A 12,522-nucleotide genomic window follows, 5' to 3' on the forward strand; every position below is an offset into this window, starting at 1 on the left:
TGCCCGCCCATCCCCGTGGAGCCCGACCATGCTCAAAGCTGCTATTGCCCTGATGCTGATCGCGACCGTCGTGAGCCTGTTCAGTGGCTTGTTCTTCCTGGTCAAGGACGAGGGCAACTCCAATCGCCTCGTCAACGCCCTGACCTTGCGTGTCGTGCTGGCCGTGATCACCCTGGCCTTGATCACCTGGGGCTTTTTCAGCGGCCAACTGGTTTCTCATGCGCCGTGGTAAGCCGCCTCACAGCACGTAAACGAAGAAAAACAGCCCGATCCACACCACGTCCACAAAGTGCCAATACCAACTGGCCGCCTCGAAGCCGAACTGGTGCTCGGCATTGAAATGCCCCTTGAGGATGCGCATCAGCATCACGAACAGAATGAGGGTGCCGATGGTCACGTGGGCGCCGTGGAAGCCGGTGAGCATAAAGAACGTTGCGCCATACACGCCGGAGCCCAGCGTCAGGCCCAGCTCTTTATAGGCGTGGATGTACTCCTCGGCCTGGAACCCCAGGAACGCCAGCCCCAACAGCACCGTGATCGCCAACCAGATCTTCAACGCACCGCGATGACCTTTGCGCAGGGCATGGTGGGCAATGGTAATGGTCACGCTGGAGCTCACCAGCAGGATGGTATTGACCAGCGGCAGACCCCAAGGGCTGATGGTGCCTTCAGGCGCGGGATACATTTTGGGGTCAGGGTTGTTGAGCAACGGCCAGGCAAACTCGAAGTTCGGCCACAGCATGTGCGCAATGCCCTTGTGACCCTCACCGCCCAACCACGGGCCGGACATGTGCCGCACATAAAACAGCGCACCGAAGAACGCGATAAAGAACATCACTTCGGAAAAGATGAACCAGGTCATGCCCCAACGGAACGAACGGTCCATCTGCGAACTGTACAAACCGGCGCGGCTTTCCTTGATGACCGCACCGAACCAACCAAACAGCATGTAAGCCAGCAGCAGCCCACCGACAAAAAAGATCCACGGGCCATGGGATTCCGGGCGTGCCGCCTTGAGGTCGTTGAACCACACAGCCAGTCCATACACGGTGACCAGCATGCCAATCGTGGCAATTATCGGCCATTTGCTTTGCGCTGGTACGTAGTACGTATCATGAGTCGACATGTATTCGCTCTCCTGATTGAGGGGGCAAACAGTAGCTAGCCGCCGGTATGTACAGCCACCGGCGGTTGGCGCGCAGTGATATCGAACAGCGTGTACGCCAGAGTCAGATGCTTCACATCCTTGGGCATGTCGCGGTCGACGATGAAGCGCACCGGCATCTCGATCCGCTGGCCCGGCTGCAGCACTTGCTGGGTGAAGCAAAAGCATTCGGTCTTGTGGAAATACATCGCCGCTTCGGCCGGGGAAATGCTCGGTACGGCCTGGGCAGTCATCGGCTTGTCAGTCGGGTTGTGGGCCACGAACAGCATCTCGGTCACCGCGCCCGGGTTGACCACCACTTCGTCCGCCTTGGCATAGAAATCCCAGACCATGTCGATGGCATTGGTAGACAGGAACTGCACGCGCACCTGGCGCGTCGGGTCGACAACCTGCTCGCCCTCATACTGCCCGGCGGTCTTGCCGTTGATGCCGAACGCCTTGCACATCACGTCGTAGATCGGCACCAGCGCAAAGCCGAAGGCGAACATCGCCACCACCAGGATCAGCAGCCGTGTGACCAGGCGCTTGATCGGCAAGTATTCAGCCATGACGCCCACCCAATGTGAATGAGGCCATTGTGGGAGGGGGCTTACCCCCGATGGCTGTTTTACAGCCAATCATGATGTCGGCTGACACACCGCCATCGGGGGCAAGCCCTCTCCCACATTGGCCGTGTAAGCAGTGCCAAGGCGTGTTCATTTGACCTCCGGCGGCGTGGTGAAGGTGTGGTATGGCGCCGGCGAAGGGATGCTCCACTCCAGGCCTTCAGCGCCATCCCAGGGCTTGGCCGGCGCCGGCGGGCCGCCACGGATGCACTTGATCACGATAAACAGGAAGAAGATCTGCGTGGCGCCGAACATGAACGCGCCGATCGACGAGACCATGTTGAAGTCAGCGAACTGCAGGTTGTAGTCCGGCACCCGGCGCGGCATGCCCGCCAGCCCGACAAAATGCATCGGGAAAAACGCCATGTTCATGCCCACGAAAGACAGCCAGAAGTGCAGCTTGCCCAGGGTTTCGTCGTACATGTGGCCGGTCCATTTCGGCAGCCAGTAGTAGGCCGAGGCGAAGATGCCGAAGATCGCGCCGGGCACCAGTACGTAATGGAAATGCGCCACCACGAAATAGGTGTCGTGGTACTGGAAGTCCGCCGGGGCAATCGCCAGCATCAGCCCGGAGAAACCGCCAATGGTGAACAGGATCACGAAGGCCACGGCGAACAGCATCGGCGTTTCGAAGGTCAGCGAGCCCTGCCACATGGTGCTGACCCAGTTGAACACCTTCACCCCGGTGGGCACGGCAATCAGCAGGGTGGCGTACATGAAGAACAACTCGCCCACCAACGGGATGCCCACCACGAACATGTGGTGCGCCCACACGATGAACGACAGGAACGCAATGCTCGCCGTGGCGTAGACCATCGAGGTGTAGCCGAACAATGGCTTGCGCGAAAAGGTCGGGATGATCGAGCTGACGGCGCCGAAGGCCGGCAGGATCATGATGTACACCTCGGGGTGGCCGAAAAACCAGAACACGTGCTGGAACAGCACCGGGTCACCGCCGCCGGCCGCGCTGAAGAAGCTGGTACCGAAGTGGATGTCCATCAGCATCATGGTCACACACCCGGCCAGCACCGGCATGACCGCGATCAGCAGGAACGCGGTGATCAGCCAGGTCCAGACGAACAGCGGCATTTTCATCAAGGTCATGCCCGGGGCACGCAGGTTGAGGATGGTGGCGACCACGTTGATCGCGCCCATGATCGAGCTGATACCCATCAGGTGGATGGCGAAGATAAAGAACGTCACGCTTTCCGGCGCGTAGGTGGTGGAGAGCGGCGCGTAGAAGGTCCAGCCAAAGTTCGGCCCGCCGCCTGGCGTGAACAGCGTCGAGACCAGCAGCAGGAAGGCCGCCGGCAACAGCCAGAAACTGAAGTTGTTCATGCGCGGCAGGGCCATGTCGGGCGCGCCGATCATCAACGGGATCATCCAGTTGGCCAGGCCGACAAACGCCGGCATCACCGCGCCGAACACCATGATCAGACCGTGCATGGTGGTCATCTGGTTGAAGAACGCCGGCTGCACGATCTGCAGGCCGGGCTGGAACAGCTCGGCCCGGATCACCATGGCGAACGAGCCGCCGAGCAAGAACATGGCAAAGGCGAACCACAGGTACATGGTGCCGATGTCTTTGTGGTTGGTGGTCAGCACCCAGCGCATCAGGCCCTTGGCGGGGCCGTGGGCATGGTCGGCGTGACCATGGTCGTCGATCACAGCGCTCATGGTCGTTCTCCTGCAAGCGAGTGGGCGGGGCGGGTCGCGGTCAATGCCATGAGAGAGGTCATTTGCTTTCCGCCTGCTTGATGGCCAGCACGTCTTTAGGCGTGACCATGTCGCCTTTGTTGTTACCCCAGGCATTACGCTCGTAGGTCACCACGGCGGCGATATCCACTTCCGAGAGCTGCTTGCCGAACGCCGCCATCGCGGTGCCGGGCTTGCCGTGGTACACGAGGCTCAGGTGATCGGCGGCGGGACCGGTGGCGATCTTGGAACCCTTGAGCGCCGGGAACATCGGCGGCAGGCCCTGGCCTTCGGCCTGGTGACAGGCCACGCAGGTGGTGTGGTAGACCTTGTCGCCACGGGCCACCAGCTCTTCCAGGGTCCACTCTTTGGAGGTCAGCTCCTTGAGCTTGGCGGCCTCTGCCTTGCGCTCGCCGAGCCAGGTGTCGTAGTCGGCCCTGGACTTGACCTCGACCACGATGGGCATGAAGCCGTGGTCCTTGCCGCACAGCTCGGCGCACTGGCCACGGTAGATGCCGGGCTTCTCGACACGGGTCCAGGCCTCGTTGACGAAGCCGGGAATCGCGTCGCGCTTGACCGCAAACGCCGGCACCCACCAGGAGTGGATCACATCGGCGGCGGTCACCAGGAAGCGCACCTTGGCCCCCACCGGCAACACCAGCGGCTGGTCGACTTCCAGCAGGTAGTGTTCGCCCTTGGTCGCCTGGTTGTGGATCTGTTCGGCGGGCGTGGCCAGGTTGCTGAAGAACTCCACATCCTGGCCCAGGTATTTGTAATGCCATTTCCACTGGTAGCCGGTGACCTGGATATCGATATCCGACTCACTGCTGTCGTAGATATTGATCAGGGTCTTGGTGGCCGGAATGGCCATCGCGATCAGGATCAGCAAGGGCACGACGGTCCAGAGGATCTCCACGGTAGTGCTCTCGTGGAACTTGGCCGCGACCTGGCCCGTAGACCGGCGATGAACGATCATCGACCAGAACATCGCGCCAAACACGATGATGCCGATCACCACACAGATCCAGAATATGGTCATGTGCAGGTCGAACACAGCGTGACTGACTTCTGTCGCCCCTGGCGCCATATTCGTTGTCCAGGCGGCATGTGCCTGGCCGAATACCGACCACAACAGGAGGCCCATCCAAACATGTGGATGTCGCATCATTGCGGGTTCCCCTTATCGTTCTTGTTATCCCGCCGGTTTGCACCTGCGTCGAAGGGAGCGGCTTCCATACTGCTTACAACCGCCTGGCCTTGCCTGCTTATGCAGTCTGGCGTCATCAGCTAATCGCGTACAAATCCGAGTATAGACAGGCTCTGCAACCCCGCAATGTGTAGGGGCAAATGAGTAGAAATGACTGGCTGGAGTCAATAGAACCGGGCACGGAATCGTTTATCCGACGAACGATGGCAATTCGATATAACGCGGGCGCATAACCATGAAATAATTATGACAAATGCGTCTGAGGCGCTCGTATAAACGAGCTACCTTATCTTCTCCCTTTTCCTACGCCTGCATCACTGGAGCTTTCATGAACACCGCCGCATTGCGCGAGCAGATTTCCCGTGCCCATCAACACGAAGCCAGCACTGGCCAGCTTGCCCTGCAACTGGAAAAACAATTGCCGCACCTGCATTCGGCCATCTCCCTGGCTGACGGTGATCGCAACATTGTCATGACCCGCTTTGTCACCGCCTACATCGACTTGGTCCCGGACTTGCTGGACGCCGCCAACGACGTGGCCCGCGAGGCCGGTATCGAAAGCCAGATCAAACCGGTACTGAAAATCGCCGAGCACTTCTTCCTGCAACCGCCTGCCATCCTGGCCGGCCATGAAGGTCTCGATGGCCTGCTGGATGAGGCCTACCTGGCTCATCGCCTGGTCGAAGAGGTCAACGATCTGTATATCAAGCACTTCGGCCAGCCGTTGATTCCGGCCGATACCACGGTGGCCAATGTCATTGCCCATCAGCTGATCGGCGAAACCTTCGCCAACCAGCTGGATGAAGCGGTACACCACGCAGTGGATGAAATGCTCAACGAAGAAAGCTTTGCGCTGGAGTCCGTGGAGGCTTATCGCGAACAGCTCAAGAGCCCCGACACGGAAGCCGCGTGGAAGCGCTGGCCATGCCTGTCGCGACAGCTGGGGGTTGAGTTGGCGCTGGATCAGCCGGCCTGATCCCGCCTTGTAGGAGCTGGCTTGCCGGCTCCTACAGGCGTTGTTTTGCTGTTCAGGCTGGCGCGGAGCCTATCCCCGTCGTCGTCCTCACCCGGCCTTCCAGCCGACGCTTCAACCCGCGCGCCTCGATCACCAACGTCGAGCCCTTGGCCGCATTGGCCCGCCCCCATTCCTCCAGCAGTTCCAGGCAGGAATGGTCGATGTAACTCAGGTTGCTCAGCGGAACATGCACGGTCGTCCCGACAGGCACCGTCGACAATACTTGAGTCAACGCGGGCACTTTCAGAAAGGTCGCCGCACCGGTCAGGCGCAGCTCCATCTCACCGTCCTGGGGCAGGTCGATCAGGCTGACCTTCAACCGCGAAGCCTTGAACGCCAGCTTGACCAACGTCAGCCCGAAGCCCACCAATACGCCGGTCAGCAGGTCGGTAAAGATGATCGCCAGCGCCGTGGCCGCGTAGGTAAACATCGGCATCCGCCCATAGCGTCCCAGCGCCTTGAAGGCCTTGATGTCCACCAGCTTGATACCGGTGTACACCAGCACACCCGCCAGGCTCGCCACCGGGATGCTTTGCAGCACACTCGACAGCAACAGCACGAACGCCAGCAGCCACAGGCCATGGAACATCGCCGACAAGCGCGTGGTTGCACCGGCCTGCACGTTGGCCGAGCTGCGCACGATCACGCCGGTCATCGGCAAGGCGCCGACCAGGCCGCAGAGCATGTTGCCCACCCCTTGAGCAGACAACTCCTTGTCGAAATCCGAACGCTGACCGCTGTGCATGCGGTCGACCGCCGCCGCAGACAGCAGCGTTTCAGCACTCGCGATAAACGCCACGGCAAATGCGGCGATCAACAGTTGGGGATCGGCAAGGTTCAACAGGTCGCTGGGGCGTAGCCAGTCGATGGCATCAGCAAGGTTTTCCGGGACTTCGACACGCTTGACCTGCAACGCCAGCACCAGGCTGACAGCCGTGGCCAGGCCCACGCCCAGCAAAGCACCGGGCACAAAGCGCAGTTGCTGCGGGCGCAATTTGTCCCAGGCGTACATCACCAGCATCGTCGACAAACCGAGCAACCCGGCCTGCCAGCCCAGGCCGCCGCCCAGGGTCGGGATTGCGTCGGCCAGTGCCGCCGGGAAGCCTGCCAGATTGTCGAGCCCCGAAGGCTTGGGCGCGCCGTCGAGCATCACGTGGATCTGCGACAGTACAATCAGCACGCCAATCCCCGCCAACATGCCGTACACCACCGCCGGTGCCGTGACGCGAAACCAGCAGCCCAGGCGCAAACGCCCGGCAACCAGTTGCAGGAATCCCGCCAGCAGCAGGATTGGCCCGAGCATCAGCATGCCGTGCTGGCGCACCAACTCGAACACCAGCACCGCCAGGCCCGCCGCCGGGCCACTGACTTGCAACGGCGAGCCCGCCAACCAGCCCACCACCAGGCCACCGATAATCCCGGTAATCAAGCCTTTGGCCGGCGGCATGCCAGAGGCGATCGCAATCCCCATGCACAAGGGCAGGGCGACCAGAAACACAACCACGGAAGCGAGCAGCTCCCTTGGCAATACAGCTTTCAATTGAGCAGCACGCATGATGACTCTCCCGAGGCATTCGCCGGGCGCGGTAAAGCCTGGCTGCGTCCATGGCAGCCACCGCTTTACCCGGCAGGGAAGTGTGTTAGAAGCGCGCTTTAGGCGTCGCGCAAGGGATCGGTCCGTCGCCGCTCAACGGTCGGAACGTCGACTGGTCGGCATCGTAGGCGCGGATTTCACTGGTCTCGATGTTGTAGATCCAACCGTGGATAAACAAATGACCATTGGCCATGCGCGAAGCCACGGAGGGGTGGGTGCGCAAATGTTGCAGTTGGGCGATGACGTTTTCTTCGGTGAGCACTTTCATGCTCTCGCCTTCATTGGCGCAGTCGCAGTTGTCATGGACCATGGTCTTGGCAACCTCAGCATGCCGCAGCCAGGCCTTGACCGTCGGCATCTTCTCCAGGCTGTCAGGGTTGAGCACCGCGCGCATGGCGCCACAATCGGAGTGCCCGCAGACGATGATGTGCTGCACGCCAAGGGCGAGTACCGCGTACTCGATGGCCGTGGAAACACCGCCGTTCATCTGGCCGTAAGGCGGTACGACGTTGCCGACGTTACGCGTCACGAACAGATCGCCAGGAGAGCTCTGGGTGATCAGCTCAGGCACGATGCGCGAGTCGGCGCAGGTAATGAACATCGCCCGTGGGCTCTGGGCCGTGGCGAGTTTTTTGAAGAGTTCTTCCTGCTGGGGGAAGACGTCGTGATGGAAATGCAAAAAGCCGTCAACGATATGCTTCAGCGCTGCATCGGCGGTTTCAGCCACCTGAGGGGCAGAAGCCGACGCAGCCAACGGCTGTTTATCCTTGTCACTCATGATTCATCCTCTTGATTAATGCAGGGGAGTTTTCAGGTCAGTTGGACGCTTGGCCAGTGGATTAGTTGTAAAACGCCAGGGGCCACAGTGCCGACTCATCAGTCACTCGCTGAACAAGGTAACCGCCGAAACTTAACTCAAACTGAATGAACCGCTCTAGATCGCGGGTTTCAGTGATGTCAAAACGCGACCACTCCTACAGGAACGGTGCGTTCTGCCCTGTCAGTCTACAACAATGCCATCTGTCTGCCCGGAGGACAGAACGCCGTGCAATCCAGGTCAAACCCTTCCCGCCGGTTGAGCCCCAGCCGCTTGATGGCTTTGCTGAAGCGCTGCGCCAGCAAGTCGGCAAACGGCCCTTCGCCACGCATGCGTACGCCGAAGCGGCTGTCATACACCTCGCCGCCACGCACCTGGCGCACCAGGCTCATCACATGGGCCGCACGCTGCGGGTAATGCGCCGCCAGCCACTCCTCGAACAACGGCGCCACCTCCAGCGGCAGGCGCAGCATCATGTACGCCGCACTTTGCGCGCCCGCAGCGTGAGCTTCGGTCAGCAGGCTTTCCAGCTCACTGTCATTGATCATCGGAATCATCGGCGAGCACAGCACGCCCACCGGGATCCCCGCCTCACGCATCACCCGGATCGCGCGCAGGCGCGCCTTGGGCGCCGCCGTGCGTGGCTCCAGGATCCGCTTGAGTTCGTCGTCCAGGCTGGTGAGGCTGATCATCACGGCGACCAGCCGCTGGCGCGCCAACTCGGTGAGCAGGTCCAGATCGCGCAATATCAGCGAGCCCTTGGTGATGATGGTCACCGGATGGCGATAGCGCAGCAGCACTTGCAGGGTTTGCCGGGTAATCTTGTACTCGCGCTCGATCGGTTGGTACGGGTCGGTGTTGGACCCAAGGTTGATCGGCGCGCACACGTAACCCGGTTTCGACAACTGCTGTTCCAGCACATCGGCGGCGTTGGTCTTGGCGATCAGTCTGGTTTCGAAATCCAGCCCCGGCGACATGTCCCAATAGGCATGGCTCGGCCGCGCGTAGCAGTAGATACAGCCGTGCTCACAGCCACGGTAGGGGTTGATCGAACGATCGAACGGCAAGTCCGGCGAGTTGTTGCGGGTGATGATGGTCTTGGCCGTTTCGATGCGCACTTCAGTGCCCTGGGTCGGCGGCACTTCCTGGAACCAGCCGTCATCCTCGACCACGCTGACAGTCGGTGCGAAGCGGTTGTGCAGGTTGGTGGCCGTGCCCCGGCCACGGGGCGGCAACGGAGTAGACATGAAAACGCCTCGATACTGTTTTTATATACAGTATCGAGGCGCAGGGCTTCTGACCAGTGCCGTTTGGCGGTCAGCCAGGGATCAGTGCCGTTGCGTGACCTGGCCCAGGTCATCGCCCGAAGTGGTGCGCATATCGTTCTTGCGCAGGTCCGCCACTTCGTTGGCTTTCACCGGCGCACCTTTATTGCCCCAACTGCCCCGAATGAAACTGACCACATCCGCCACTTCCTGATCCGACAGACGCCAGGCGAACGCCGGCATGGTGAAGGTCGAGGGCGCCGCGTGGGTAGCCGGCAAGGTGCCGCCATTCAACACGATGTTGATCAACGACGTGGCATCCGCCGTCTGCACTACGGGGTTGCCCGCCAGCGCCGGGAACACCCGCGTGTAGCCATGCCCATCAGTACGGTGGCAGGCCGCGCAGTTGTCGATGTATACCGACGCGCCCGGCTTGCGGTCATCGCCTTTCCACAGCGCCTCGGCCACCTGCTTGTCGTACTGATGCGGTTGGTCGTTGGGGTCCACCGCCGGCAAGCTCTTGAGGTAACGGGCGATAGCCGTCAGGTCATCCTCCGACATGTACTGCATGCTGTGGACGACAACGTCGCTCATGCCACCAAACACCGCGCTGCGATCACTGCGGCCGGTCTTGAGGAATTGCACCAGCTGCTCCTCACTCCAACTGCCGAGGCCGTCCTTGTGGTCACCGCGCAGGCTTTTGGCGATCCAGCCCTCCAGCGGCGCACTGCCGGACAGGAAGGCGTTGCCGTCAGAGGCACTCAGGGCTTTTTCCTGCATGGTCAGGGCCCGTGGCGTGTGGCATGCGCCGCAATGGCCAAGGCCTTCCACCAGGTAGGCGCCACGGCTGACCACCGGGTCGACGGCGGCTTGCGCCTGATGCGCTTCGACAGCCGGCGCAAACATCCAACGCCACGCCGCCAGCGGCCAGCGCATGCTCAAGGGCCACGGAATATCGCTGTCCTTGTTCTGCTGAGCGACCGGCTCGACACCCTTCATGAAATACACATACAACGCCTGCATATCGCTGTCGCTGACACGCGCATAAGACGGGTAGGGCATCGCCGGGTAAAGCGTACTACCGCTCTTGGCGACGCCATGGCGCACGGCCTTGTCGAAGTCTTCGAAGCTGTAGTCGCCCAGGCCGGTCTTGTCCGGGGTGATGTTGGTGGAATAGATCACGCCGATCGGCGTTTCCATCGGCAGCCCGCCGGCGAAGGGCTTGCCGCCTTTGGCGGTGTGGCAGGCCACGCAATCACCGGCGCGGGCCAGGTATTCACCTTGCTTGATCAAATCGGTTTCAGCCGCACTGACAGAGCAGCTGCTGAACAGGGCGAAGGTGGCGATAACAAGTGCTTTCATGATCATCGCTCCTTATGCCTGAACCAGTGGGCCGGGATTTTTAAGGTATTGCTCGCGAATGGCCCGCGCCGACCAGTAGGTCAGCGCCGCCACCAGGCCGGTAGGGTTGTAGCCCAGGCCTTGTGGGAAAGCGGACGCACCTGGGACAAACACGTTGTGCACATCCCAGCACTGCAGGTAGCGGTTCAACGCGCTGGTTTTCGGGTCGGTGCCCATGATCGCGCCGCCATTGAGGTGGGTGGTCTGGTAGGACGCCGTATTGAAATGCTCACCGACCTTTTTGCCGAGCAGGGCAATCGCCTTGGGGTTCATCGCCTCGGCGACCTTGCTCATTTTCTCGACCATGAAGCGGTTCATCTTGATGTCGTTTTCCTGCCAGTCGAACGTCATCCGCAGCAGCGGCAGGCCGTAGGCATCGCGATAAACAGGGTCCAGATCCAGGTAGTTGCCCCGGTAGGATTGATGGGCACCGTGGGCATCCATCGACACCTGGTGGGTGTAGTAATCGGCGGTGGCGCGTTTCCACGCGCTGCCCCAGGCCGGTGTGCCTGGCGGGTTGGACGTACCGGCAATCGGCCGGCTGCCGGCCTGGTTGACCCACATCGGCGAGCCACCCACGAAGCCATGGGGGCCGTGGTCGAAGTTGTCGGCGTTGAAGTCATCGATGGCCACGCCATTGCCGCCTGCACCGATGAAGTTGTTGGTATGAGTGTCTTTGTCGAAGAAAGCCTTGATGGTGGCCATGTTCTGGTAGGCGAAGTTCCTGCCCACCACGCCCTCATTGGTTATCGGGTCGTAGGGCTTGCCGATGCCCGACAACAGCATCAAACGCACGTTGTGGAACTGGAAGGCGCCGAGAATCACCAGATCTGCCGGCTGTTCGCATTCCCGGCCCTGGGCGTCGATGTAGGTCACGCCGGTGGCCTTGCTCTTGGTGCTGTCGAGGTTGACCTTGAGTACGTGGGAATTGGGCCGCAGCTCAAAGTTCGGTACCTGGCGCAACGCCGGCAGGATGTTCACGTTCGGCGAGGCCTTGGAATACATGTAGCAGACATAGCCGCTGCAGAAACCGCAGAAGTTGCACGGCCCCATCTGCGCACCGTAGGGGTTGGTATAGGGCCCCGAGGTATTGGCGGACGGCAGGTTGTAGGGTTTGTAACCCACCTCGGCAGCCGCTTTCTGAAACAGCTGTGCGGAGACCGTATTCTTCTGCGCTTCCAACGGGAACGGATTGGAACGGTCCGGTGCATACGGGTTGCCGCCACGGCCTTCGCCTACCAGCTGACCTTTTACGGTCCAGGCCTGGCCGGAGGTGCCGAAGACTTTTTCCGCGTAGTCGAAAAACGGCTCCAGCTCTTCATAGCTCACGCCGAAGTCCTGGATGGTCATGTCCTTGGGGATGAAGTTTTTGCCGTAGCGTTCCTCATAGTGGCTGCGCATGCGCAGCTCGATCGGGTCGACACGGAAATGCACCCCCGACCAATGCAGGCCCGCGCCGCCCACACCGTTGCCCGGCAGGAACGCGCCCAACTGACGGTTGGGCAGGGCGACGTCATTCACGCTATGGCGAATGGTCACGGTCTCTTTGGAAATGTCCTGGAAGAGTTTTTTACGCACGCTGTAGGTCAGTTCGTCGATGACCTGGGGATAGTTGCCGTCCGGGTAAGTGTCCTGCATCGGGCCACGCTCCAGCGCAACCACGTTGAGGCCTGCTTCCGTCAGCTCCTTGGCCATGATCGCGCCGGTCCAGCCGAAGCCTACGATCACTGCATCCACTTTCTTCATGATGGTCGCCAC

General features: G+C 61.0%; 10 protein-coding genes and 1 pseudogene. 2 read left to right on the forward strand and 9 right to left on the reverse strand.

All coding sequences use genetic code 11. From position 1 onward, the window contains the following. The first annotated feature begins 28 nt into the window (after window positions 1-28). Window positions 29-232 carry a twin transmembrane helix small protein gene (locus AC3WP7_RS15605; protein ID WP_102592503.1) on the forward strand — a complete coding sequence of 68 codons (204 nt, stop codon included), beginning with the start codon at window positions 29-31 and terminating at the stop codon, window positions 230-232. A gap of 6 nt (window positions 233-238) precedes the next feature. Here the strand turns inward: AC3WP7_RS15605 and AC3WP7_RS15610 are convergent, their stop codons facing one another. The 4 genes from AC3WP7_RS15610 to coxB form a co-directional block, all read right to left on the reverse strand. Then, window positions 239-1,126, reverse strand: a complete 888-nt coding sequence (locus AC3WP7_RS15610) for a cytochrome c oxidase subunit 3 (protein WP_071490935.1) — start codon at window positions 1,124-1,126, stop codon at window positions 239-241. Between the two features lie 35 nt (window positions 1,127-1,161). Continuing rightward, a complete protein-coding gene (locus tag AC3WP7_RS15615) occupies window positions 1,162-1,713 on the reverse strand; it encodes a cytochrome c oxidase assembly protein (protein WP_071490934.1) in 552 nt (183 codons plus the stop codon). A gap of 147 nt (window positions 1,714-1,860) precedes the next feature. Then, on the reverse strand, window positions 1,861-3,447 hold the full coding sequence (gene ctaD, locus AC3WP7_RS15620; protein WP_016978771.1) for a cytochrome c oxidase subunit I: 1,587 nt from the start codon (window positions 3,445-3,447) through the stop codon (window positions 1,861-1,863). A 58-nt stretch (window positions 3,448-3,505) separates the two neighbouring features. Next, entirely contained in the window at window positions 3,506-4,633 is a 1,128-nt protein-coding gene (gene coxB / locus AC3WP7_RS15625; protein ID WP_093120150.1) for a cytochrome c oxidase subunit II, read from the reverse strand. A 367-nt stretch (window positions 4,634-5,000) separates the two neighbouring features. On the opposite strand from coxB, the gene AC3WP7_RS15630 reads away from it, so the two are divergent. After that, window positions 5,001-5,648: a hypothetical protein gene (locus AC3WP7_RS15630; RefSeq protein WP_058424413.1), complete on the forward strand. Its 648-nt coding sequence runs from the start codon at window positions 5,001-5,003 to the stop codon at window positions 5,646-5,648. Between the two features lie 52 nt (window positions 5,649-5,700). Here AC3WP7_RS15630 and AC3WP7_RS15635 read toward each other — a convergent pair whose 3' ends face one another. From AC3WP7_RS15635 to AC3WP7_RS15655, 5 genes and pseudogenes are all read right to left on the reverse strand, one after another. Beyond that, window positions 5,701-7,242 carry a SulP family inorganic anion transporter gene (locus AC3WP7_RS15635; protein WP_102592504.1) on the reverse strand — a complete coding sequence of 514 codons (1,542 nt, stop codon included), beginning with the start codon at window positions 7,240-7,242 and terminating at the stop codon, window positions 5,701-5,703. An 85-nt stretch (window positions 7,243-7,327) separates the two neighbouring features. Beyond that, on the reverse strand, window positions 7,328-8,059 hold the full coding sequence (locus AC3WP7_RS15640; protein ID WP_071490929.1) for a carbonic anhydrase: 732 nt from the start codon (window positions 8,057-8,059) through the stop codon (window positions 7,328-7,330). 227 nt (window positions 8,060-8,286) lie between these two features. Continuing rightward, complete coding sequence (locus AC3WP7_RS15645) at window positions 8,287-9,345, reverse strand: PA0069 family radical SAM protein (protein WP_092241445.1); 1,059 nt, start codon at window positions 9,343-9,345, stop codon at window positions 8,287-8,289. Between the two features lie 70 nt (window positions 9,346-9,415). Continuing rightward, a pseudogene (locus tag AC3WP7_RS15650) lies at window positions 9,416-10,731 on the reverse strand (c-type cytochrome). Window positions 10,732-10,737: 6 nt separating this feature from the next. After that, window positions 10,738-12,522, reverse strand: coding sequence for a GMC family oxidoreductase (locus AC3WP7_RS15655; protein WP_092241449.1), 1,785 nt, complete (start codon window positions 12,520-12,522; stop codon window positions 10,738-10,740).

The organism is Pseudomonas sp. FW305-3-2-15-C-LB1 (assembly GCF_058787615.1).

Coding starts and splice junctions, on each gene's coding strand:
- AC3WP7_RS15635 (WP_102592504.1), bottom strand. CDS start 7,242: ATGCGTGCTGCTCAATTGAAAGCTGTATTGCCAAGGGAGCTGCTCGCT.
- AC3WP7_RS15610 (WP_071490935.1), bottom strand. CDS start 1,126: ATGTCGACTCATGATACGTACTACGTACCAGCGCAAAGCAAATGGCCG.
- AC3WP7_RS15605 (WP_102592503.1), top strand. CDS start 29: ATGCTCAAAGCTGCTATTGCCCTGATGCTGATCGCGACCGTCGTGAGC.
- AC3WP7_RS15645 (WP_092241445.1), bottom strand. CDS start 9,345: ATGTCTACTCCGTTGCCGCCCCGTGGCCGGGGCACGGCCACCAACCTG.
- AC3WP7_RS15615 (WP_071490934.1), bottom strand. CDS start 1,713: ATGGCTGAATACTTGCCGATCAAGCGCCTGGTCACACGGCTGCTGATC.
- ctaD (WP_016978771.1), bottom strand. CDS start 3,447: ATGAGCGCTGTGATCGACGACCATGGTCACGCCGACCATGCCCACGGC.
- coxB (WP_093120150.1), bottom strand. CDS start 4,633: ATGATGCGACATCCACATGTTTGGATGGGCCTCCTGTTGTGGTCGGTA.
- AC3WP7_RS15630 (WP_058424413.1), top strand. CDS start 5,001: ATGAACACCGCCGCATTGCGCGAGCAGATTTCCCGTGCCCATCAACAC.
- AC3WP7_RS15640 (WP_071490929.1), bottom strand. CDS start 8,059: ATGAGTGACAAGGATAAACAGCCGTTGGCTGCGTCGGCTTCTGCCCCT.